The 22,601-nt window shown below is 45.6% G+C and carries 19 protein-coding genes; 14 read left to right on the plus strand and 5 right to left on the minus strand.

The annotated features are described in order from the left end of the window. On the plus strand, positions 1-686 hold a 686-nt coding region (locus FW758_RS12695; protein ID WP_446445578.1), incomplete at its 5' end, for a hypothetical protein. Here FW758_RS12695 and FW758_RS12700 read toward each other — a convergent pair. After that, a complete protein-coding gene (locus FW758_RS12700; protein WP_446445579.1) occupies positions 683-2,677 on the minus strand; it encodes a diguanylate cyclase domain-containing protein in 1,995 nt (664 codons plus the stop codon). The two genes, FW758_RS12695 and FW758_RS12700, sit on opposite strands and share 4 nt — an antisense overlap. A 279-nt stretch (positions 2,678-2,956) precedes the next feature. On the opposite strand from FW758_RS12700, the gene FW758_RS12705 reads away from it, so the two are divergent. From FW758_RS12705 to FW758_RS12740, 8 genes are all read left to right on the plus strand, one after another. Then, entirely contained in the window at positions 2,957-3,187 is a 231-nt protein-coding gene (locus FW758_RS12705; RefSeq protein ID WP_446445607.1) for a hypothetical protein, read from the plus strand. A gap of 207 nt (positions 3,188-3,394) precedes the next feature. Beyond that, entirely contained in the window at positions 3,395-4,891 is a 1,497-nt protein-coding gene (locus FW758_RS12710) for an alkaline phosphatase (protein WP_011847836.1), read from the plus strand. Between the two features lie 40 nt (positions 4,892-4,931). Further along, complete coding sequence (locus FW758_RS12715) at positions 4,932-6,569, plus strand: alkaline phosphatase (RefSeq protein WP_115335548.1); 1,638 nt, start codon at positions 4,932-4,934, stop codon at positions 6,567-6,569. 186 nt (positions 6,570-6,755) lie between these two features. Beyond that, complete coding sequence (locus tag FW758_RS12720; RefSeq protein ID WP_311891848.1) at positions 6,756-7,484, plus strand: hypothetical protein; 729 nt, start codon at positions 6,756-6,758, stop codon at positions 7,482-7,484. Between the two features lie 305 nt (positions 7,485-7,789). Then, positions 7,790-8,632 (plus strand): AraC family transcriptional regulator, encoded by an 843-nt coding sequence (locus FW758_RS12725; RefSeq protein ID WP_446445580.1) that lies wholly within the window; start codon positions 7,790-7,792, stop codon positions 8,630-8,632. A 225-nt stretch (positions 8,633-8,857) separates the two neighbouring features. Next, the gene (locus FW758_RS12730; protein ID WP_063882312.1) at positions 8,858-9,565 is read left to right on the plus strand and encodes a LysE family transporter; all 708 of its coding nucleotides are present in this window, start codon (positions 8,858-8,860) and stop codon (positions 9,563-9,565) included. Positions 9,566-9,660: 95 nt separating this feature from the next. Then, positions 9,661-10,491: a hypothetical protein gene (locus tag FW758_RS12735; RefSeq protein WP_446445581.1), complete on the plus strand. Its 831-nt coding sequence runs from the start codon at positions 9,661-9,663 to the stop codon at positions 10,489-10,491. A 581-nt stretch (positions 10,492-11,072) separates the two neighbouring features. Then, positions 11,073-11,750, plus strand: a complete 678-nt coding sequence (locus FW758_RS12740; RefSeq protein ID WP_041411383.1) for a hypothetical protein — start codon at positions 11,073-11,075, stop codon at positions 11,748-11,750. A gap of 123 nt (positions 11,751-11,873) precedes the next feature. Here the strand turns inward: FW758_RS12740 and FW758_RS12745 are convergent, their stop codons facing one another. After that, positions 11,874-13,079: an IS256-like element ISSod5 family transposase gene (locus tag FW758_RS12745; protein ID WP_446445582.1), complete on the minus strand. Its 1,206-nt coding sequence runs from the start codon at positions 13,077-13,079 to the stop codon at positions 11,874-11,876. 497 nt (positions 13,080-13,576) lie between these two features. Then, positions 13,577-15,517 carry a bifunctional diguanylate cyclase/phosphodiesterase gene (locus FW758_RS12750; protein WP_446445583.1) on the minus strand — a complete coding sequence of 647 codons (1,941 nt, stop codon included), beginning with the start codon at positions 15,515-15,517 and terminating at the stop codon, positions 13,577-13,579. 221 nt (positions 15,518-15,738) lie between these two features. On the opposite strand from FW758_RS12750, the gene FW758_RS12755 reads away from it, so the two are divergent. Then, positions 15,739-16,500 carry a phosphatase PAP2 family protein gene (locus FW758_RS12755; RefSeq protein WP_446445606.1) on the plus strand — a complete coding sequence of 254 codons (762 nt, stop codon included), beginning with the start codon at positions 15,739-15,741 and terminating at the stop codon, positions 16,498-16,500. Between the two features lie 76 nt (positions 16,501-16,576). Here FW758_RS12755 and FW758_RS12760 read toward each other — a convergent pair whose 3' ends face one another. Continuing rightward, positions 16,577-17,125, minus strand: a complete 549-nt coding sequence (locus tag FW758_RS12760; RefSeq protein WP_446445584.1) for a DUF2799 domain-containing protein — start codon at positions 17,123-17,125, stop codon at positions 16,577-16,579. A 179-nt stretch (positions 17,126-17,304) separates the two neighbouring features. Between FW758_RS12760 and FW758_RS12765 the strand changes: the two genes are divergently transcribed. Next, a complete protein-coding gene (locus FW758_RS12765) occupies positions 17,305-17,622 on the plus strand; it encodes a hypothetical protein (protein ID WP_006086079.1) in 318 nt (105 codons plus the stop codon). Positions 17,623-17,957: 335 nt separating this feature from the next. Then, positions 17,958-18,818 carry a PA4780 family RIO1-like protein kinase gene (locus tag FW758_RS12770; RefSeq protein WP_006083079.1) on the plus strand — a complete coding sequence of 287 codons (861 nt, stop codon included), beginning with the start codon at positions 17,958-17,960 and terminating at the stop codon, positions 18,816-18,818. A gap of 759 nt (positions 18,819-19,577) precedes the next feature. Here the strand turns inward: FW758_RS12770 and FW758_RS12775 are convergent. Beyond that, positions 19,578-19,811 carry a transposase gene (locus FW758_RS12775; protein WP_006083078.1) on the minus strand — a complete coding sequence of 78 codons (234 nt, stop codon included), beginning with the start codon at positions 19,809-19,811 and terminating at the stop codon, positions 19,578-19,580. 936 nt (positions 19,812-20,747) lie between these two features. Here FW758_RS12775 and FW758_RS12780 point away from each other — a divergent pair. Both FW758_RS12780 and FW758_RS12785 read left to right on the plus strand, forming a co-directional pair. Further along, positions 20,748-21,437, plus strand: a complete 690-nt coding sequence (locus FW758_RS12780) for an OmpA family protein (protein WP_162096847.1) — start codon at positions 20,748-20,750, stop codon at positions 21,435-21,437. 261 nt (positions 21,438-21,698) lie between these two features. After that, a complete protein-coding gene (locus FW758_RS12785) occupies positions 21,699-22,535 on the plus strand; it encodes a molybdate ABC transporter substrate-binding protein (protein WP_427749160.1) in 837 nt (278 codons plus the stop codon). Positions 22,536-22,601 lie beyond the last annotated feature (66 nt).

The following is a 22,601-nucleotide window of genomic DNA, read 5'->3' on the forward strand; positions in this document are numbered from 1 at the left end:
TGTTGCAGGTGGTGGGCGGAACGACGCAATGGTTGGGCTCAACAGAAGGAAATCTATTCAGATTTATCCAGCATATCGTTAGTGGTTTTATCGGCGATGCCTGTCTAGCTTTTACTGCAATTAGCTTGTCTTTTTGGAGCTTTTCGGCTCAAGGAAAACCGCTGTCCGGCAGCAATTGCCAGAAATGGCAGCCGCAGAACCTACCAAAAGTCGGCCCAGGTTGGCAGCATATTAGTTTAAGTGATGTGTTTGCCGATCTGGCGACGTATCTCTTTCTCTTGCTGGTGATATGGTGTTCTATGTGGATGAGTAGCGAGCAATTAGCCGCACGCACTGTGATTTTTAGCGCTAATGCTCAGCAATTACTGCAATGGTTTAGCCCTATTATTTTGCTGTCTATGGGCAATAGTCTGTGGCAACTACGCCGCCGAGTGTGGACCAGTGAATTGTTATTGGCAAATATGGGGATCAATCTTGCTTATGCCTCGTTCTTAGTCTTTCTGGCATTTAGTTCGCCACTATTACAAACCCAAGTACAGAGCCAAGGAACTGAATTACAGGGGATATTTACGTTACTGCAGCTAGATAAATGGCTCAGTTATAGTCTAGTGATTGCCACTATGTTCCCCAGCTATGAGGTGATTCGTGATGGATTACGTAGGCGTAAACTCGCTAGTCAGACTTAGACTGAGTTTTGTCGTTGAATCTTATTGATTTTTTTCATCGAATACATGGCCTGATCTGCATGATTGATCAGGCTTTTTGCATCTGTGCCGTTTTCTGGATAAAGCGCCAAACCGACGCTGACACCAATATGGATTTGATGACCATTGATAGTGTAGGGCTCGCAAATAGCTTGGGTTATCTTAGGGACCAGTTGGGCGATATTGTGGGTATTGGCAAGGCGTTCCAGCAAGATCACAAACTCATCGCCGCCTAGGCGAGTGGTGGTATCCATTTGCCGAGTGCTTGAGCGTAGCCGCATCGCAACTTCTTGCAGTAATTTGTCGCCCACATCATGACCAAACGAATCATTCACTGGCTTAAAATTATCTAAGTCTAAAAATAACACCGCAAAAATGCTTTGAGTGCGTTGCGCATGCACTATGGCTTGTTCAAGTTTAGTGTGAAATAACACGCGATTAGGCAGATTCGTCAAGGCGTCGTGGTGGGCGATATGACGCAGATATTCTTCTTCTGCCTTACGTTCGGCAATGTCGGTAATCACAATGACAAAATGAGTCAGGCGGTCATGCTCATTTCGCACTGTATTGATGCGTACACTCAGGGGCAGTAAGTCGCCTGATTTAACCGTTTTTAATAATTCTCCCTGCCATTGCTCGCCTTGCTGCAACAGATTTCGCATGGCTTGGCGGGCGTCATCGTTATTGTGTCCATCATTGAGGAAGTCGTTGGCATCGCCGTGTAAATCCTGTTGGGTAAAACCTGTAACATGGGTAAAGGCTTGATTAATAGAGATAATGCTTAGCAGGGGATCGGTGATCATTATGCCGTCTGTGCTGGCATTAAAAACGGTTGCCGCGAGTCTGAGTTTATCTTCGGCCTGCTTACTGGCGGTGAGGTCCATAAAGTAGGCTACGCCTTCATGTTTGCTGCCATTCAAAAAGCTCGCCGCTAGCATCACTGGCACTAAGACGCCATTCTTGCTGATAAGTTGTTTTTCATATTGCTGGCAGCGGCCAAACTGTTCTAACTCTGCAATTGCAATGGCATCACGTGTTTCATATTCAGGCGGGGTAATTGAGCGCCAGTTGATTAAGCCTGAAGTTAAATCCGCACGGTCAAAATTGAGCATCTGGAGAAAATGATCATTGGCATCATGTATGGTGCCATCGAGTTGCCATGAAATGATCCCGATAGTATCGGAGTTTTTCAGGCTAGTGAAGCGAGATTCGCTTATCTGTAACAACCGCTCGGATCTGGCGATATTACGAATGATCTGCCGACTGGCGAAGATCCCAATACTGATAAACAGCAATAGGGCACCAAGGCTAATTAACCAAGTCATTTGCTTGACCCAGCGCGCGCCTTCACTGAGCACAGCTGAAAATTCAATTTCTAGGCTGAGCAATTCTTCATTGGCATCAATCAATTGCTGGCGATATTGTGCGAGAACTTCGGGCCTAGCACCAAGCTGATTGATTTCAATGCGCATATTTTCGGCGAGTTGCACCACAAACTCGAAGCGTTGATCGGCTAAGCCCCACAACTGAATGGCTTGCTGCATATAATGATTGGATTGAAAGTGTCGGAAAAACCAGATCATTGAGTCGGTATCCCGTTCGTCATTGAGGCCCTGAATAAAACCCTGTTTGGCGGCTTGTTCATCAATGGGTGTGGCGAGTAGGGCTTGTCTAGCTCGATGATCGCGTTCCATGACGCTCGTCGCGGCACGATAACGCTGAAAGTCCACATCATTTTGGGTGTGTGAATAGTGGTTGAGATAAAGTACCGCATCTTTTTGCGCCTTGGCCCATAAGCCTTCACCGCGGACATAGGTGCGTACACCATCAAATATATTGCCTTGAATATACACTAGGGCGACGAGCGCGATGCAGATCCCTACGAACATGCTGATGATTAATAAAACCTTAGCAACGGTTGAACGAGTTCGTTGCCGTAACCTAGCGAAGGTGCGTGCGAACTGAGTCCCCATCCTTATGCTCCACGGCCAGCACAGCAATACCACTTCAGAGTGGGCAGCTTAGGGAGAAGGAGTGAATCGATTTGTCTGCTATTTTTGAAGGTTATTTTGTTGTTCATCTGTTCCTTAGATTTGTTATTTTTACAGCATTTTGAATCTGAGTATAGTTAGCCTAATAAATGGATTCATCATTATTCGAGCTATGCCATGTCATTTAAATGAGCTCGCATTGATTTGGCGCTGCTGACGGACATCTTGTCCTTTTGTTTTTAAATATGGGCTATACGGCACATGGAAACAACATGTGTCTGTGTTTTATTGGTTTTTTACTCATCAGAGTTTGAGTTCCGCCGCTTTGACACTAAGCTTGAGCTGCTCAATGTGTTCGATAGTAAAGATCATGACATAGATTATTTCTATGAATCACGCTTACTTAGTGAAGCCGCCGAAGGGGTAGAAGATCAGCATTATCATCCTGTTGAGCCGCGTATGGTGAGAGTGAGCGTGAGTTACCATTTCTAAGATTACCCCATCCTTTGATCAGTTTGGCCACCATGCTGGTGGTCAAACTTAACGTCTTGCATATTGTTAATTGAAATAAATCTGACACTTAGCTGCAATAAAACCGCCATCCAAATCACGCCTATTCGTCACATAAATACCTGAAAATCGGGTCGCCTCTACAGGGAATACCCTCATACACTCAATAATAAATCGGTGATGAACGTGATGAATATTAAACGGATCGCTGCAGCTATCTCCTGCAGCTTAATGACGGTTGTAGCGCATGCTGCAGTCCTGCCCGCAACACAAACAGACAGCCAGTGGTTTAAAGACAGTGCGGCAAACGTGGTGGCTAAAGCCCAAGTCGACACTAAAAAAACCGCTAAAAATGTGATTTTATTTGTCGGTGACGGCATGAGTATTTCGACGCTAACGGCAGCCCGAATTCTGCAAGGGCAGGATAAAGCTGACAACCAAGGCGGCGAAGAAAACTTCTTAAGTTTCGAGCAGTTCCCCCACACGGCGTTAGTGAAAACCTATAACACTAACCAACAAACGCCAGATTCTGCGGGCACTATGACAGCCATGGCGACAGGCGTTAAAACCAAGGCGGGTATTATCTCTATTTCAGATACCAGCTTACGTGGTAACTGTTTGTCTTCAAAAGGCAATGAACTTGTTTCTCTGGTCGACCTTGCTAATGCCAAAGGATTATCAACAGGCATAGTCACTACGGCGCGTTTAACGCACGCCACGCCAGCGGCAACCTATGCCAAAACCCCTGAACGCGATTGGGAAGGCGATTTCAACTTACCTGCCGAAGCGGTTGCGAACGGTTGTACCGACATCGCCAGCCAATTGGTAATGCGCGATGAAGCTAATTCGTTAACTGTGGCATTAGGTGGCGGCCGTAGCTACTTCCTACCCACAACAGTGAAAGATGGCGAGAACAAAGCCGGTAAACGTAAAGACGGCAAAGACTTAACCAAAGCTTGGGTCGATAATTTCAGCAAATCTGCTTACGTGTGGGACAAAAAAGGCTTCGACGCCATTGATGCCGCCAACACAGATCATTTACTCGGCCTATTTAATCCATCACACATGGAATACGAAGCAGACCGCGCTGATGACGTAGGTGGTGAACCATCACTGACTGAAATGACCGCCAAATCCCTCGATATTTTGAAGAAGAATGATAAAGGCTACTTGCTGATCGTTGAATCTGGCCGTATCGACCACGGTCACCATGCGGGCAATGCAAGCCGTGCGCTGACCGATGCGGTTGAGTTATCTAATGCAGTGAAAGCGGCAATGGATGCGACGAGCAGCGACGATACTTTGATCATGGTAACAGCGGATCACAGCCATGTGTTCACTATCGCAGGCTACCCAAAACGCGGTAACCCTATCTTAGGTTTAGTGCATAACGTCGATGGCACGTTAGCGACAGCGAATGACAACAAGCCTTACACCACGCTGGCTTATACCAACGGCCCAGGTGCTGTGGTGGGTGTGCGTGACGACTTAACCTCAGTCGATACGCAAGATAAAGATTTTATGCAACAAGCGCTTATCCCAATGGAAAGTGAGACTCACGCCGGTGAAGACATCAGCTTACACGCCAGAGGTCCAGGTTCGAATCTGGTTCAGGGCGTGATTGAGCAGAACGTGATCTTCCACATTATCAACCAAGCGCAGCAGCTTGGCGGCACTAAGTACTAATCACGGATTAGTTACTGAGTCCTCACTTTTGGAGCAAAAAATGAATAAGAAATTACTAGTAGTCGCGATTTCAGCCATGCTGGGTTTAGCCGCATGCGGTAGCGATGGTGATAACGGTACCGCGGGTACACCGGGTAGCAATGGATCAAATGGGTCTAACGGTAGCAATGGCAAAGATTGGACTGCTGTGAATCAGTGGTATGTCGATGCACAAGCTCGCGTGACCAAAGCCGAAGGCTTAACGGTTAACAATGATGTTGGCGCCGCGAAAAACGTGATCCTGTTTGTGGGTGACGGTATGGGTGTATCAACCATTACTGCCGCACGTATTTTAGAAGGCCAGCTAAAAGGCAAAACGGGTGAAGAAAACTCGTTATCTTTCGAAACTCTGCCGTATGTGGGTCTTTCTAAAACCTATAACGTCGACGGCCAAACGCCGGATTCTGCAGGCACTATGTCAGCGATGATGACAGGTGTAAAAACCGACGTGGGCGTGATTTCACAAGCTGAAGGCGTAGTTCGTGCTAACTGTGCTTCGACTAAAGATCAAAATCTCGTGACATCACTTGAGCTTGCCGCAATGGCGGGAATGGCAACGGGTGTGGTAACGACTGCGCGTTTAACCCACGCAACTCCTGCGGCGACTTACGCCCATGTGCCGGAGCGTGATTGGGAAGCCGATTCAAACCTGCCAGCTGAAGCTGTGACTAACGGCTGTAAAGATATCGCCGCGCAAATGCTCGACTTTAACTACGGCAGCGGTCTTAACGTGATGATGGGTGGCGGTCGCCGCGCCTTTATTCCTAAGACGACCGTTGATCCAGAAGGTAAAGCCGGTAAGCGTAACGATGGTCGCGATCTCACAGCTGAGTGGATGACTAAATACACTAACGCCGCTTACGTGCAAGACAGAGACGGTTTCCTCAGTGTGGATGCGGCAAGCACAGATCATTTGCTTGGCCTATTCAACTCATCGCACATGGAATACGACTACGATCGTAAAGAAGCGGGCGTGACTGGCGAGCCATCACTGGCGGAAATGACGGCTAAGTCGATTGATATTCTGAAGAAAAACTCAAAAGGCTTCGTGCTGATTGTTGAAGCTGGCCGTATCGACCACGCTCACCATGCAGGTAATGCGGCGCGTGCGCTGTATGACACAATGGCATTGTCTGAAGCGGTACGCGTGGCGATGGAAAAAACCTCGGCGAACGATACCTTGTTAATGGTCACTGCGGATCACAGCCATGTGTTCACCATTGCAGGTTATCCAACTCGCGGTAACCCTATCCTAGGTTTAGTGAAGTCGAACGACGCCAACGGCGTTGCTGAAGTGACTAACTCTACCGATGCTAACGGTTTACCATATACCACAGTCGGTTACGCTAACGGCATGGGCTATGCGTCATTAGCGACAGGTGGCGATGAGCGTTACAACTTCCCAGTGGACGCTGGTCGTAAGGACTTGAACTTTGTTGATACCCAAAGTGCCGGATTCCACCAAGAAGCCCTAGTGCCATTAAGCGATGAGACCCATGCCGGGGAAGACGTAGCGATTTTCGCCCGCGGCCCAAGTTCGGATCTTATCCAAGGTACGGTTGAGCAGAACCACATTTTCCACGTGATGAACCGCGCGGCAAATTTAGTGGCTAAAGCTGAAGCGGCTGCCGTTAAGTAAGACCCGCTTAGTCTCTGCATAGTGAAGTAAGAAATAGTGCAGTAAGACATAGTGCAGTAATAGCTAAGTAAAAGCAGTGCCGATGGATGGCATACGTCATCCATCGGCCTTTAGCCTAACGATTTAACATACCAAAGCGTTTACAAAAGCTTAAGTGTTTACCCTGTTCAGCAAGTGAGAAGTCTAATGAAAAACCGTCTATTGGCTCTAATGTTATCCAGCTTAGTTCTGCCAAGTGTTGCTATGGCAGCGCAAGAGGCTCAGTGTCCAACGCTACAAGCCGAGCATTTAAAGGCTCAATATCAAGTGACCAATGGCAAGGGCCAGCAATGGCAAATGACCCTCATCCGTAATGGACAAGACTTTATTATTCAGCGTGATGGATCAACATTTGAAGAATGGTCGAGCAATGGCGAGTACGTGCGTTATTTCCCCGCTGAAAAACGTTCTGTGACTTACCGCAAAGGTGATTTGCGCGCACTCAACATTCAACACGATCGCGACCAGTTGTACCATGTAGTATCGCCAGCATTGCCGACACACATGGCCAAGACACAAGCTAAGCAAGAGGCGTGTTTTGCGACTCAAGGCTTTGAAGGTAAGGTTAACGGTTTAGAGAGTGAGCTTGTTTGGATTGATGCCATCGGCCTGCCCGCTGAGTTTATCTTAGGTCAATCTCAACCGAATCTAGCGTACAAGCTGGTGGGCGTAGAGCCATTTGATAGCGATGCGTTTGTGGTATTAACCCAAGATTATCAAGATATTGATTTTGCCGATGTCGGCGATAGTGAGTCCGATCCTTTTATCGCTAAGATGATCAACCAAGGCTTTATTGAACATGGCGGCAGCGGTTTTTACAACAGCGAAGGCCAATCGATTGAAGCCCAAGGCGGACACGGCAGCCATTCGCATTAATCGATATTAAGTGTAAGTGATACTGACGAGCTTAGCGCTGAGTAGAACTTATAACGTAAGCTAGTCTGCATTTATAAGCGCCCACAGAGTTGGGCGTTTTTGTTTTTATTCGGCGCTAATGTAAATGCCCATTCATGCGCTAGTTAATGCGCTAATCTATGTGCCAATCTATGCGCACATTTCATCAAACGATATGGCTGCAATAATTTACTATTGCCGCGCTGACAATGAAGGCTAGAATGAACCTTAGTGGATTTGAGTTTTCCCAGTGTTAAAACTGATGTTATAGGTAATAGCCGCGAGCGATGAGTACAGCAATACCCGTTGAAAACATTAACTATTGGCGTCATCCCAGCTTATCAGGCATAGAACTGAGTCAGGCGGAATTCACGCATTTTAGCTTTGATAAACATGTGCATCTGGATTACCACTTAGGTGTGGTCACCCAAGGTGCGCAGCAGTTTGTGAATAAGGGCAGTAGTTATCAGCTTGGTCAGCACAGTCTATCGACCTTAAATCCTGACGAAACCCACGATGGCCAGAGCCGCGATGCCGACGGTTATCGGGTGAAAGTGATGTCGATCCCCGTGGAATACATGAATGAAGTCAGTCAAGAACTGGGGTTGAAGGAGCACTTTTTCAGCGCGCCTATGGTGGATGACTCAACGCTTTATCAATATTTTATTCAGCTACACGAGCTATTGATCCAAGGCCAATGCAGTGCGCTCGCGGGCGAGTCCCACTTACTGAACTTTATTCATCTGCTGCTGGAGCGTTACCCAAGCGGCGTTTCATCTTGTATATCTAAACCGAATCAACCGCAGGGGTTATCTAAGCTGCAGGTGAGCTTAGTGAAGCAGCGAATTCACGATGAGCCTTGGCATAATACTCAGCTTGAAACCTTAGCCAATGAAGTGAGCTTAAGTAAGTTTCAGTTTTTACGGCAATTTAAACAGGCAACAGGGATGACACCCCATGCGTATCTCAAGCGGGTGCGTTTAGAGTTGGCGAAAAAATCCTTAAGCCATGGCGCTTTAGTGGCGGATGTGGCGCAGCAATTCGGATTTTTCGATCAGAGCCATTTAAATAAAGCCTTTAAGCAGGCATTCCTATTATCGCCGGTGCAATTTCAGCGGCGCATGCTCTAGTTTTTTCGTCTTTTAACGATTGCTGTAGAGTTGAAGATTGCAGCTTTTAAAGCCGTTGCTTTGAAACCGTTATTTCGAAAACGGTTGCTTCTAAAGTCACTGGTTCAAAAACACTAATTCGAATAAAACAGAATCGTGCAATTTATTACAATTCAGCCCTGCGATAAATGGCCATACTGACAGCCTCAGTTATCGTTCATCACTTTTTTGCGGAGCCGCATCTCTATGGATTTATCTTTATTACTCACCTTGGCCGTGATCCACTCGGTTGCCTTGATAAGCCCCGGACCCGATTTCGCTATTATGGTGAAGATTGCGACTCAGCAGTCCAGAAGCACGGCGATTGCCGCAGCCGTGGGGATTTCAATAGCCATTTTAGCCCACACGATTTTAAGTCTGACTGGCGTGAGTCTGCTTATTAAGAGTTCGCATACCCTGTATCTATTAGTGCAAATTGTGGGCGCGTCTTACCTAGCTTGGATGGGGTTTGGTGCCCTGCGTGCAGGCCTTGCGATACTGGCTAAACGTAAAGCGAGTGCCAGTACAAATGCTGGGACAAATGTTGATGCTATTTCTGCTGACGTTGAAGGCGCGGCGTCTATTGCTGGTGGCTTAGGTGGCGCTATGTCACGCAGGCAAGGTTTTTTGACTGGGCTTTATACCAATCTATTGAATCCCAAGGCATTGGTGTTTTTCTTAACCCTGTTTTCGGCCTTGATTACCCCAAGCGTCACCACTAGCACTAAAATTGCCTCCGCTGTTTTGTTGTTATCGCTGTCGCTGGCATGGTTTGGCTTTTTGGCGGTGATGTTATCTAAGGCGCAGGTGCAACTTAAATTGCAGCGACTGACACCGATTATCGATGCAATTATTGGTGTCATCTTTATGTCGGTCGCGCTGGCTATTTACGCTAACCTGTTGCTCACGGCTTAGTCAGGCGTAGCGTCAATCAGCTTAGGTTTTAGTCCTGTGCATTTTTATTCTTGGCCTTTGGTCTCAGTAGAGACGTTTGGATGTAAGGAATAAAGATGTCACTCGCCTCACCACTAAAGGCAATAAAATTAGCAGTTTTCGGCCAAGCTAAACTAATGCAAATCGCGTGTTATGCCGCCTTGATATTTGGTGCTATGGGTTTGAGTAGCAGAGTGAATGCCGCCGATGAGGCATTGCCAAAGGAATATATTCCTCTGGTGCAAGGGCTTATTGATGCGGCTAAAGCAAATGATCCAGAAGCCATGGCTAAGCGAGTGGCTTACCCTCTTAAACGTGAATATCCGATCCTTGCGATTCAAAATATGCAAGAAATGAGCGCACGTTTCGACCAAGTCTTCGATTCACAATTACTTGAGCAGATTGCCAATTCTAAGGTCGACGCTGATTGGCAGACCATGGGTTGGCGCGGCATTATGCTCGGCAGCGGTGAAGTGTGGCTGGATTTAGATGGCAAGATCATAGCCATTAACTACCAAACACCCGCAGAGGCAAAACTGAAAGCTGAGCTGATCGCTAAGCAAAAAACGGGATTACATGCGAGCGTGAGTGAGTTTGTGAGCCCAGAATTAACTTGGGAAACCGCTAAGTTTACGATTCGTGTCGATAATATGGGGAATGATCAATACCGTTATGTCGCTTGGGCAAAGGGTAAGTCATTGAGCGAAAAGCCAGATCTAGTGCTGAATAAAGGCAAACTCGTATTCGATGGTAGCGGTGGGAATCATTCATACCAATTTCGCAGCGGCCCATACCAGTATCATTGTTATGTCACCGTCTTAGGCACCAGCGATAGCCCTCCAGGCGAGCTAGTGGTGTATAAGAATGATGAAGAAATACTAAAACAAGCCGTCATCAAAGCAGACTAGTCTCATTTCCCTATCCCTATGAGTGAGATGTAAAGCAGCGACCTAGGTTGATGGGCGCTGCTTTAATCATCTATGTTTTAGAAGGTCACTGTTGCAACAGTGCTAATCTTAACTAACCCTGTCGCTGTTCGTTTAGCTAAAAAGCTATTGCCCCAAAGTTATCTTACTTTGTCTTCAGTTGTGCAGCATGAATTGTCATTATTTCCTCAGTGACTCGCCGTAAATATATCCCTATAGGTTCGACGGCGATATCCATGCCGCCAACGGTCACTGTTGCAACAATGCCAATCTCAGCCAACCTTTTCGCTGTTAGCTTAGCTAAACCAATTCCGTGTTTTGAGCACCTAGACAGGCTAAATGAAACGTATAGTCGTTGACCAAACTTTAGTAATGTTACTAAAAATGCTTGTCTTTAGTTCATACTGGAATGGCCTGTATTTGACTGTCACCCTGATACCCCAAAGCTTGCTTCGCTTTATCAAACTAGCTCTGCTAGTTACAGACATGTTGACCAGGTTTCGGTAATGTTAGAAAGTGTTCACAATTACTGGAACGTTTCAATGCGACAAAGGTTAGCTTTGATGAATAATCAGATTATTACTTATGGACTAGCTCTTTTTTTACTGTATGCAGGAAGCACTGATGCACGCTTTATTCGTCAAGATTTAGCACAGGCAGTGTTGTCAGCTGAAAACATCGTTGACGTAACTGTTATTTCATCGGAAATGATTGAGTGGACACATACACCCAAATGGAAAGTAAGTTTAGGCGACAAATCGCTTTGCGGATACAAGAATAAAGTTAGGGTAAATGAAAGTTTGTCTAAACCCAATTCAGACCAGTTGACCCTGGGCTCTAAAGAAGAACTTATACCAGGGCGACGATACCTTCTTTTTATTGAAGAACGTGGTGGTTTTGCTAACGATGTTATTTATAAACGTGAAGGAGATGAAAGAACTAGATTCGAGGATTGCTTGTCACGAGTTCCGAAACTTAAAAGTAACTGGCTCACTACATCCTACTTTAGCGGCGATTCAGAATCTAAAGTGACCTTAAGTTATTGGCTGATCCCGCCTAATGATTTACCTCATAATACTTTTTATATATCCGAAGTAAGGCAAAATGGAAAATTAGTTCCATTAACGGAATCTGCTGTAGATGTGAAGATCAAGGACGAATTAGTACTGCCAAGAGATATCGTTTTATGGAAGGATTTAAGATCATGGATGATAGATTTAACTAATCCTTCAACAAAGTAATATTAAATAGTTATTTGTAGTGGCATATTAATTTTCTGGCAAATTCAAAGGAAAAAATAGCTGTTTATTACACTTCTTTGCAGTGTTTGACGAGGCTGTTCATAATTCTGTGTCAGGTTAATTTCACAGATCGATATGGTTTTCTAAGCGCCCCTCAAAATGGATTGAGAGCTGTGATAGCGTCAAATTCCAGTTTTGGATGGGATGCGTCCAGCGCTCAGAGGCCTTCAATATACCCGCGTAAAGCAGCTTGAGTAAACTGTTCTCGTTAGCAAAACCGCCCTTCGTTTTGGTTAACTTCCTGAATTGCCTATGTACCGCTTCAACCGCATTAGTGGTGTAGATGGCAGTGCGGACATAATCTGGGTATTTGAAATACACCGATAACAGCGCCCACTTGTTGCGCCATGATTTAATCACCACGGGGTATTTATCGCCCCATTTTGTCTCTAGCTCATCCAGTGCCATCTCGGCCGCATTCAAGGTGGCAGCCTTATAAACGCACTTTAAATCGGCCATAAAGGCCTTTTGATGCTTAGAAGCAACATACTTCATCGAGTTACGAATTTGGTGGATGACACACAGTTGCACTTCCGTCTGCGGGTAAATGGTTGCAATCGCTTCAGGAAAGCCTTTAAGGCCATCAACGCAGGCGATGAGAATGTCTTTAACGCCGCGATTATACAGGTCAGTTAGCACGCTTAACCAATGGTGAGCGCCTTCATTATCAGACAGATATAAGCCTAATAGCTCTTTTTTACCTTCGACGTTAAGGGCCAAAATGGTGTAAACCGCCTTGCTAATAAAGCGACCGTTCTCTTTGATTTTATAGTGAATTGCATCGAGCCATATGACGGGATAAAGCGGCTCTAGCTCGCGTTCGCGCCATGCTTGAAGCTCAGGTAGTAACTTGTCAGTAATGGCGTTCACCGTGCCGTTGGATACCGACATGCCGTACATGTCTTCGATATGCGCGCGAATATCTTGATAGCTGGAGCCTAATGAAAATAAGCCAATGATTTTACGCTCCATTTCATCGGTAAGTTGGGTTTGGTGCTTTTTGACTAATTGAGGTTCGAAGGTGCCCGCTCTGTCTCTGGGCGTGTTGAGCTCGAAGTTGCCAATGGGGCTTTTAACCGTTTTAGTGGTTTTACCGTTTTTACGATTAACCGTATCAGGGTTAGCCAAATGGCCATCCAACTCAGCAACTAACGCCGCTTCAGTGAGTTGCTTAATCAAAGGGGTTAAGATGCCATCCTTGCCTGTGAGGTCTTTTCCTTCACGTAGCGCTTGAATGGCAGCATTGATATCAAAAGTAGGTGTGGTCATAAATCATCTCTTTTTGGTATAGCTTAAAGAAATGACACAGAAATTTGAACACTACCTGTTTGACAGCTATTTTATTGCCTCTGATAGGGGCATTAACATATAGAGATTTTAATCCGAAAATTACAGGTTAGAGTGTTGGAACTAACACGTTTAAGTCCAAAAGCGTGCAGCGTAAGGCTTTTAAATCTACAGATTACGCTAATGCCAAAAAGGTGCGCCATGGTGATTAGCGAGACGACCGTCCGCCCCATGGACGGGGTGGTCGAGCATCCAAGGACGGACTGGCTGCGAGTCGACGAGCAAATACCATGGTAAACCTATATGAGTGGATATCAGCAGACGCTAAACTGCTAACGACTAAAATTACTGGTCCCAAACATTAGTCTTCAACACATATCTATCCCAATGTAATTTATACTGTCTGTGGAAATGACTATTCACGCAGCATTGTGAAGTCGATTTTTATTCGTGAGATAAAAAGAGCATTAAGGATGAACTTAATGCTCTTTTTTATGGATAAATGCCTGCTCAAACTCTTGTGCTGTGATGGGTTTACCGTAGAGGTAGCCTTGGCCTAAGTCGCATTCCTCGTGACGAATAAAGGCATCTTGTTCTAGGGTTTCCACGCCTTCGGCGATCACGACTAAGTTCAGTTTCTTGCCTATGGCAATAATCGCTTTAGTGAGCTCCCTATCTTGTTCGTTTTCTTCGAGTTTATTGATAAAGCAGCGATCGATTTTTAAAGTGTCGAAAGAGTATTTTTGTAGATAACTTAGGGATGAATAGCCAGTGCCAAAGTCATCTAAGGAGATGCGGATCCCGAGTTCCTGCAGTTTTTGGATGGCATTGTGGGCAATGTGCTCGTCCTGCATCAACATGCCTTCGGTGATTTCAAGCTCTAGGGCCGTCGGTGGCAATTGATAGAGGGTGAGTAAGTCAGCTATGTGCTCGCTAAAACGGGGATTGCGCATTTGCAAAGGGGAGATGTTGATGGCGATTTTAAACTCCTGGTCTAGCTCGCGACACCATTTTGCCGCCTGAGCCAGAGCGGTATGCAATACAAAATTACCGATATCAATAATCTGTCCATTACGTTCTGCTAAGGCGATAAATCTGTCTGGGGCGACATTGCCAAGGATCGGATTGTGCCAGCGCAGCAGGGCTTCGGCGCCTATCACCTTTTGGTTTTTTAAGTTAATAAAGGGTTGGTAATGAAGGCTTAACTCGTTTTTGTTCAATGCATCGACTAAGTGAGATTCCAGTTGATAGCGTAGATTCAAAGCCGCTTGAGTATCTTGATTAAAGAAGCTGTGAGTTGAGCCATCGGTTTTGCTGATCGTCATCGCAGCTCCCGCTTTTTGCAGCAGAATGGCGGCATCTATGCCATCGATGGGCGCTTGAGCTATACCCATGCTCGATGGAATGGTGATCACAAAATCCGCCACGCCAAAGGGGGTATTACAGCAGCTAAGCACTTTATTGATGAGTTTGTTGGTTTCGTTGTTCGAAGGTTTATGAGCTTGAATAATCACAAACTCGGCGCCGGCAATACGGGCGATGAAGGTATTTTCATCGGCATAGTGTTGTAAACGTTGGCTGAGAATGGTGAGAATTTTATCGCCAATCAGGTAGCCATAACTGTCGTTGATGGACTTGAAATTACGCAGCCCCAGATAGAGTACTGAAATCTTTTCCTTGCGATTCACTTCTTCGAGCATAGTCGAAAGGCTATTAATCAAATTGATGCGATTCGGTAATCCCGTAAGTGGATCATAGCTTTTATGGTATTCCAGTGAGGTTTCGGTGGAGGTCCGATTTTCGATTTCTTTGATGAGTTTGCTACTGAGTTCGGCCAGTTCATGGGTGCGTTGTTGCACTTTTTGCTCTAACTCTTGGTTGTGCAGTTGCAGCTTTGCCTGTTGATAGAGGGTGACTAGGTTGGCTTCTATACCATTTTGAAAACGAGCGAGTAAGCTGCGAAACGATTGGCTGTAATTATGCTCTTTGTTATCGAGCATGCAGATAGTGCCAAAGGCGCTGTTATCGGGCCAGCGTAAAGGTAAGCCACAGTAGGCAATCATGCCGAGTTTTATATCAGGATTTTTATCCCAGTCTTTATCTTTTAGGGCATTCGGAATGTGGAGTTCCTTGCCTGCTTTTATCACTGTCTCGCAGTAAAGTCCGTGGCCTAAACTGTCTTTGTCGTGTTTTTTATAGGGATTCCCTTGAGTGCGGCTCGAGGTAAACACTTCTATATCGGTTTGATGGACACGCATGATTAAAGCCGCGGGAGTGTCGACCAATTCAGAGAGCAAATCTAAGGTTTGTTGCCAGTTATCAACCATGACTTGGGGAACAACGATTTTGTCTGTGTCGATAGCAATGTCGGCGAATAAACGATCTTTTTGAGACTGATTAATGGCGAAATTGTATGGCATGAATGCTCAGTCCTAGAGGCGCGATATTATTTATAAACTATAGTCTTTTTACTCATGTTGTGAGTTTTTTGAATAAATTTAGTTGCATTGCGATGTAAATTTTGTGTTAACGTCGCAATTGCGTTTCTTAAGTTTTAGATAAGAATTCAGCGCTACGCTAACACTAAATGTTCTAGTCATTGGATTCATGAGTGAGTAACTATTTGAAAAATAATGTTCGGATGACATTTATCGATTTTGCCAAAGGGCATCTAATCGCGCCACTGTTAGTGTTTGCGGTGATCATCTTTGGGCTTGAATGGACTCACGCTGATATGAAAGTGGCGACCTTGTTATTCCATTGGCAGGGTGGCGTCGACTCTTGGCCATTAAGAGGTAATTGGCTGACCGAAAATTTGTTGCACGTCGCTGGGCGTAACTTTGTTATCTTGCTGGCGGTAAGTGTTGTGGTCGGCATTGCCTTTAGCTTTCGAAGTGACAGGGTTAAGCCGTACCGTAAGGGGTTGATTTATCTATTTTGTAGCGTATTGGCGAGTGTGTTGCTGGTACGCATTGGCAAGAGCTTTACCCATATGACCTGCCCCTGGGATGTGATTGAGTTTGGCGGCCGTATGCTGCATTCCTCCCTGTTTGCCCGTTTACCTGAAGGCGCTGAATTTGGTCAATGTTTCCCTGGCGGCCATGCCAGCGGTGGTTTTGCTTGGGTTGCCTTGTATTACGTGCTGCGTGAGTATCGTCCGCATTTAGCTAAGTTTGGCTTAATTTTCGGGGTGAGTTTAGGCCTAGTGTTCGGTATCGGCCAAGAGTTACGCGGTGCCCATTTCTTGAGCCATGACTTATGGAGTTTAGCTATTGCATGGACGTCGGCGAGCCTACTTTACTATGGTTTTTTCCTGCGTCCATCAGGGTTAAAAAAAGCTAAATTTGCCGATGTTAGCCAAAGAGTCAATGTTAAATCCACTGCTGGATTACCACAAAAATAGCGGACTGTGAAACTGACATAATCTATGTGATTAACCTAAACACTGAGTCCAATTGGGCTCAGTGTTTTTTTATGGCTTAGAATCTGAATTCGAAGCGCATATCGGGTCTGCGTAGGCGAGATCTTTCATCTAACAGTTGATTCTTTTCATTGAGTAGGCTGTTTTTCTGTTTTAATAAGTCGGCCTTATCGGTGAGATTATTGATCTTGCCATCAAGACTGCTTACCTCTCTATCGATGGCATTTAAGCGATCGGCTATTTCAGATAAGCGTTTGTTTGTCAGATATTGTTGATGGCCCTGATTATAACGTTCAACGAAGGCGTTATTGCTGCAAACCCCATAATAGCTTTCTCCCGCTAAGCCCACGCGGTAGCCATTTTCGGGAAGACAGTAACTAGCTAACCCTTGCTGGTATCCTTGTTTCCACTGCTCGGTATCGACGCTGAGATTAAATTCTCGGCAATCTTTTTGATATTGATTCAATTGCCCAGCGCTCGTCCCACGGTTGCCATCGGCCAGTCCTAGGGCAAACCAATCACTATTGGCGCATTCTTCAATCGATAAGCTGCTGCATTGAGTGAGTGATATGACCGAAAGGGCGAGGAAAAGGCTAGGATAATGCATGGACAAGTTCTCTATATGTTGTGGCGTTTAGGATAAAGGCTCTTCTGGGGGAGATCTAGCTTTATATACCGCCATTTATATTGTCATAGATGCGTTTTGTTGGGCAGAATCCATCACAGTTTAGCGGATGAATGCATGATAACAGGCTGATATTGTGTTAGTTTGCGATTAACACTTTAATGTCTGCTTTGGGGTTAGCTATGATTTCACCCGTTTCATCGGCGCATTCTGCTTCATTACCGACGGCCAAATCGGTTCATCAATCTAGTGATACGGCGGAGCCAAGTGGACTGAAATCCTTTACCTATGGCGCATTGGGCTTGGCGGCTCCCAAAGCTGAGCCCAGTTCCGATGTTGCTGCGATGAGCAAAACTGAGGCGCCTACTCCCGATACAGCCCCTAATGACGCGAATGATTCGAACGACACGTATTACAGCGCTGGCCAAATATTGAAAGCGGCGGCGACCGTGGGAAGTGTGATTGCCTTATTTGTGTGAGTTAAGTTTCTGCGTAAACCTAGCTCGGATATCTATTTGAGCGATCTTGGATTTACATGTTCGCTGTAGGAGAGTGGCTGTGGTTCTACCTCTTGCTTTATATCGGTTGGCGGAAAAGAATATTCTTTTAGTTTAAGCTTCATTTTCAGTCTCTTTCTTTGCCAAAGTCCTCAGTAAATCTGGTATTGTGTTTAACACGCAAGTGCATTAGTTTTTACTTAAAATTCGTTTAACAATCCTGAACTATATTCATCAAACTTCCGCTGGAGACCGCTTTTGTATGAAGATTTGCCCGCAGTATTCCATATCATGCCTAAGTAAGGTATAAGGGCGCTATGAAAACTCCGAAACGAATCCAACCCCTGGTTGATGAAGGACTGGTCGATGAGGTCATTAGCCAGTTAATGAGCGGTAAAGAAGCCACTGTGTACGTTGTACGCAGTGGTGATGATATCCGCTGTGCCAAAGTCTATAAAGAAGCGGACAAGCGCAGTTTTAAGCAAGCTGTGTTGTATCAAGAAGGCCGAAAAGTCCGCAACAGCCGTCGTGCACGTGCGATGGAGAAAGGCTCTAAATTTGGTCGCGATCAGCAGGAAGAAGCTTGGCAAAATGCCGAGGTTGAAGCGCTTTATCGTTTAGCTAATGCGGGTGTGCGCGTGCCAACGCCCTATGGCTGTTTTGATGGCGTGTTGCTGATGGAGTTAGTGACGGATGCCGAGGGCAATGTCGCACCGAGATTGAACGATGTGAGTATGTCGGCAGAAAAAGCCCTGAACGATCATGCGTTGGTGATGACCTATGTCAAACGTATGCTCTGTGCAGGTTTAGTGCACGGTGACTTGTCTGAGTTTAACGTGTTAGTCGATAGTGAAGGGCCAGTGATTATCGATTTGCCTCAGGCGGTCGATGCCGCGGCGAATAACCATGCCAAATGGATGTTAGCGCGTGATGTGAATAACATGACTCAATACTATGGCTTGTATGCTCCTGAGCTGTTAAAAACGCAATATGCCAAAGAGATTTGGGCTCTGTTTGAAGCGGGTGAGTTAAAACCTGAAACGCCATTAACCGGTGAGTTTACCGAAGTGTTGGTCGAAGCCGATGTCAGTGCCGTGTTAGAGGAAATTCAAGCGGCCTTTGAAGAGGCGCAAGAGCGTAAACAAAGGATCCAAGAGGCAAACGAAGAAGACTATTAATTGTCAGTCGTTTTTCGCCCATAAAAAAGACGCTCAAAGTAGCGTCTTTTTTATGCTAAAAATTAAGTATCACTATTGTTTTTGTTGTTGATTTTGTTAGTTATTTTATTGTTGTTATTTAATTTTTGGCGTTAGCCAATCCATGGCTTAATCTCCGATTGGAGCTGGGTCCATCCTTGTTGCTAAAAACAAGCTAGCAATCATCAAACTGTGTAATAAAAGGACAAGAGCTGAGAGAGAAATATGTTCATGACTTGGGGGAGCACAATTCACATATTTAATCTTTGGGGAAGACAACTCCCTCAATCCTTGCCGAAACCTTGGTGCTTCTTAAATAAATCTAAGTAAAACAGACACTAAATCACAGCCTTCCTTGGCGCGCCACACTTGTTATAGCGCTGGATCATCATTGATCCTGTGAATAAAATGACAAGACCAGAGAGAGAAATATGTTCATGACTTGGGGGAGCACAATTCACATATTTGATCTTGGGGGAGATAACTCCCTCCCCAGTCTTGCCGAAACTTTTGCATTGTCTCTGTTCGTTTCGTTTGTCGGTTTTAATACTATTTCCCAATCTTCGCTGGGTTCATCAATTTGGACGACAAGGCCGGACTAAAAAGGGCGCTGTTATTATTGTTGTTAGCACATCTTTTACATCGTTAGCGTTATCAGCAGGGCGATATGCAATCTCGTCCGGCCTTGTCTATTCGGGCACGTTTAACTTGTTGTACAGGCACTCAATTGCCATGCAGCGCTTAACCTATTGTGCGTAGCTCGTTATTGAGCTGTTTAATCCTTTTCTGCAGTTGGGCAATCTCGCTCATTAATGCGCATTCTCTTTGCTGGGGTTGCAAATCGCTTTCCCGCACCCATTGGTAGACTGCCTTGGCAGATAAACCGTATTGACGTGCAACATCCGACAGTAAGCGACCTTGCACTTTAACCTCGGTGATAACATGTAGCTTGAGACTATTTTCTGCGATTCCCATGAGCGTTCCCTCTTTTACTGCTTTCTAACTAAAATATGACCGTTTGCGTTGCCTTTTATTGATGATATTGACGCTGTTCTAAATCCCACTGGCTCAGACCTAGGTGGCGTAGACAAATCCATTCGTGGCGACATAGTGCGATAAAGTTCATGACTGTTTTCATACTTCCTCCTTCATGACCCTAAATACTCGAGTTAATTTTCTGTCTCGATAGGTCCATTTAATTTGGATTAATCCTGTTGAAGTCGACTTGAGTTTTCGGCGATTTATACCGCGTCTGACTGTCTACTCACTTAGTAGTATGTAAAATTCGTGCCAATATTCTAACTTTTACTTTAATTTTTTAAAATCAATTGCTTATGCCTTTGATTAAAACGGCGTGATTTTTTAGTGCTGCCAAAAAAGGTGCAAGGCGCACTATTTCGGTGCCATCGGCTTGATATGGAGCAGGGCGGTCTAAGCCAAGATTGAAGCCCTAAATCTGTATCTTTGCTGACTAAAATCTGGATTAGCAGAATTGAATATGGATAAAGGATTGTCTCGAGCGCAATTGCCTATATACCCAAGCTACCTGAAGATACGAGTTTCAGAGCGCCTAGGGTGCTTCAATTCAAGGCGCATCAATGACAGAATGTCGGCCACCTTTTGAATTGATGCAACACGGAAGTGGAGTGCCCTAGGTGCTCCGTCCCGGCGGGTTTTAACGCACTTTATGCCGTGTTGGTTATTTTTAACTTAGTCCACTAGGTCCGCAAATAACCGCCTTGCCTAAAGTGCGTTAAACTCCCGCTGAATCCTGCATCTTCAGGTAGTTTGGGTATATACTGCCTGCCTTGTGGCAATCCCTAGGTCATTCGTATTACCTAGTGTGAAGTGATATTTCTTGCCCTTTGAGCGGTATTCACAGTCATCAATCATATAAAGAGGTTATAAATGATGAAGTGTTTTCAGGCAGTGCAATCTAAACCATCCCTGTTAGCCATAGTGGTATTGACGACCGCGCTAGTTGCATCGGGTTGTACAACAATCAATCCCTATTCAAACGAACAACAAACCGCTAAAGCGACCAGTGGTGCATTGATTGGTGCCGTCGCAGGGGCTGCCATTGGCGTAGTCTCTTCGAGCAAAAGCGACCGCGGTAAAGGTGCGTTAATTGGTGCAGCATCGGGCGCTGCTGTCGGTGGTGGTATTGGTTATTACATGGATGTGCAAGAGACCAAATTACGCCAACAACTCGCCTCAACGGGCGTGAGTGTGACCCGTAGCGGCGATAACATCATTTTGAATATGCCAAATGAAGTCACCTTCGGCGTAGATCAAACCGAGTTAAGCGACGGCGCTAAACGCGTGCTGAACTCAGTGGCGGTTGTGGCCAAGGAATACAGCAAAACACAGCTTAACGTATTAGGTTATACCGACAGCAGTGGTTCAGACTCTTACAATTTACGTCTGTCACAAGTACGTGCGGGTGAAGTGGGTAATTACTTGATGAGCAAAGGCGTAGCCTCTGCCCGTGTAAAATCAAAAGGCATGGGTGAAGCGAGTCCTATCGCATCAAATGCTAATGCCAATGGCCGCGCCCAAAACCGCCGTGTTGAGATTGTATTAACGCCGACGGGTCAATAGACATTAAGCATTCTAGTTTTACAAAAGTCGCCTGAGGGCGACTTTTTTGTTTCTTTGATAGGAATATTTAGCGATAAGTGCCTCGCAGATTTTAGCTAGACAATTTGTCCTCTCTAACCTGTGTTTTGGGTGATCTGCACCACAATCACATCACAGCGGTTTGCTTCGGGATGAGTTCAGCTTGATCCCTTTATCGATTTCACGTTCTGTATGGGGATAAGTCACAAGAATGACTTTTAGCGCCCAGAGGAGAATATGACTATGATAAGCAAACACGTGTTAGTCGCCTTGAGTTTAAGCCCTGTCATCACGGTGGCTGCTGTACAAGGAATGCCGATGAAAGCCGAAGTGACCACAGGAGCGGCGCCGATTGAACTGCGCGCCGCAGGCAGTTTAAAGACTGCGATGAAGGATATTATTGCCGCTTATCAAGCCGAGTCGCAAACGAGTGTTGCGGCACAATATGCGCCATCAGGTTTATTGTTAAAACGTATTCAAGAGGGTGAAAAAGTCGATATTTTTGCCTCGGCGAATATGAAACATCCGCAGGCGTTAGTGGATGCGGGTCAGGGGAAAGCGGTGCAAATGTTTGCCCGTAATCAACTCTGCGCAGTTGCTCAGGATAATGTTCAGGTGACGAGCGCAACGCTACTCGATACCTTATTAGATCCTAAGGTCAAAGTTGGCACCTCAACCCCGAAAGCCGATCCGGCGGGTGATTATGCCTGGGCCGTTTTTGCTAAGGCCGAAGCGGTAAAACCCAATGCGAAAGTCGCGTTAGAGACCAAGGCATTGCAACTGACGGGCGGCCCTGAGAGTGCTAAACCACCTAAAGATCGCAATCCTTATGGCTGGGTGATGGAAAACAAGCAAGCAGATATCTTTTTAACCTATTGCACTAATGCTGTGCTGGCTAAACAAGAAGTGCCGAGTCTACAAATCATCGACTTACCGCAGGAACTCGCCGTGGGGGCCGACTATGGTTTGCTGGTTTTGCAGGGCGCCAATGCTGCCGCAACGCCGTTAGCTGAGTTTATTCTATCGGCAAAAGGCCAAGCTATACTGAGCAGTTATGGTTTTCAACCACCGGCAAAATAGCCTTGTTTAGCTTTTTTGCGAGATAAAAACGGCACCCTTTCGGTGCCGTTTTTGTTATAAACTCAA

The sequence above is a fragment of the Shewanella sp. 1180_01 genome (assembly GCF_052850535.1).

Coding starts and splice junctions, on each gene's coding strand:
- FW758_RS12765 (WP_006086079.1), top strand. CDS start 17,305: ATGTCTGCTTTGGGGTTAGCTATGATTTCACCCGTTTCATCGGCGCAT.
- FW758_RS12745 (WP_446445582.1), bottom strand. CDS start 13,079: ATGACCACACCTACTTTTGATATCAATGCTGCCATTCAAGCGCTACGT.
- FW758_RS12715 (WP_115335548.1), top strand. CDS start 4,932: ATGAATAAGAAATTACTAGTAGTCGCGATTTCAGCCATGCTGGGTTTA.
- FW758_RS12710 (WP_011847836.1), top strand. CDS start 3,395: ATGAATATTAAACGGATCGCTGCAGCTATCTCCTGCAGCTTAATGACG.
- FW758_RS12735 (WP_446445581.1), top strand. CDS start 9,661: ATGTCACTCGCCTCACCACTAAAGGCAATAAAATTAGCAGTTTTCGGC.
- FW758_RS12755 (WP_446445606.1), top strand. CDS start 15,739: ATGACATTTATCGATTTTGCCAAAGGGCATCTAATCGCGCCACTGTTA.
- FW758_RS12740 (WP_041411383.1), top strand. CDS start 11,073: ATGAATAATCAGATTATTACTTATGGACTAGCTCTTTTTTTACTGTAT.
- FW758_RS12750 (WP_446445583.1), bottom strand. CDS start 15,517: ATGCCATACAATTTCGCCATTAATCAGTCTCAAAAAGATCGTTTATTC.
- FW758_RS12770 (WP_006083079.1), top strand. CDS start 17,958: ATGAAAACTCCGAAACGAATCCAACCCCTGGTTGATGAAGGACTGGTC.
- FW758_RS12725 (WP_446445580.1), top strand. CDS start 7,790: ATGAGTACAGCAATACCCGTTGAAAACATTAACTATTGGCGTCATCCC.
- FW758_RS12700 (WP_446445579.1), bottom strand. CDS start 2,677: ATGGGGACTCAGTTCGCACGCACCTTCGCTAGGTTACGGCAACGAACT.
- FW758_RS12775 (WP_006083078.1), bottom strand. CDS start 19,811: ATGGGAATCGCAGAAAATAGTCTCAAGCTACATGTTATCACCGAGGTT.
- FW758_RS12705 (WP_446445607.1), top strand. CDS start 2,957: ATGGAAACAACATGTGTCTGTGTTTTATTGGTTTTTTACTCATCAGAG.
- FW758_RS12730 (WP_063882312.1), top strand. CDS start 8,858: ATGGATTTATCTTTATTACTCACCTTGGCCGTGATCCACTCGGTTGCC.
- FW758_RS12720 (WP_311891848.1), top strand. CDS start 6,756: ATGAAAAACCGTCTATTGGCTCTAATGTTATCCAGCTTAGTTCTGCCA.
- FW758_RS12760 (WP_446445584.1), bottom strand. CDS start 17,125: ATGCATTATCCTAGCCTTTTCCTCGCCCTTTCGGTCATATCACTCACT.
- FW758_RS12785 (WP_427749160.1), top strand. CDS start 21,699: ATGATAAGCAAACACGTGTTAGTCGCCTTGAGTTTAAGCCCTGTCATC.
- FW758_RS12780 (WP_162096847.1), top strand. CDS start 20,748: ATGAAGTGTTTTCAGGCAGTGCAATCTAAACCATCCCTGTTAGCCATA.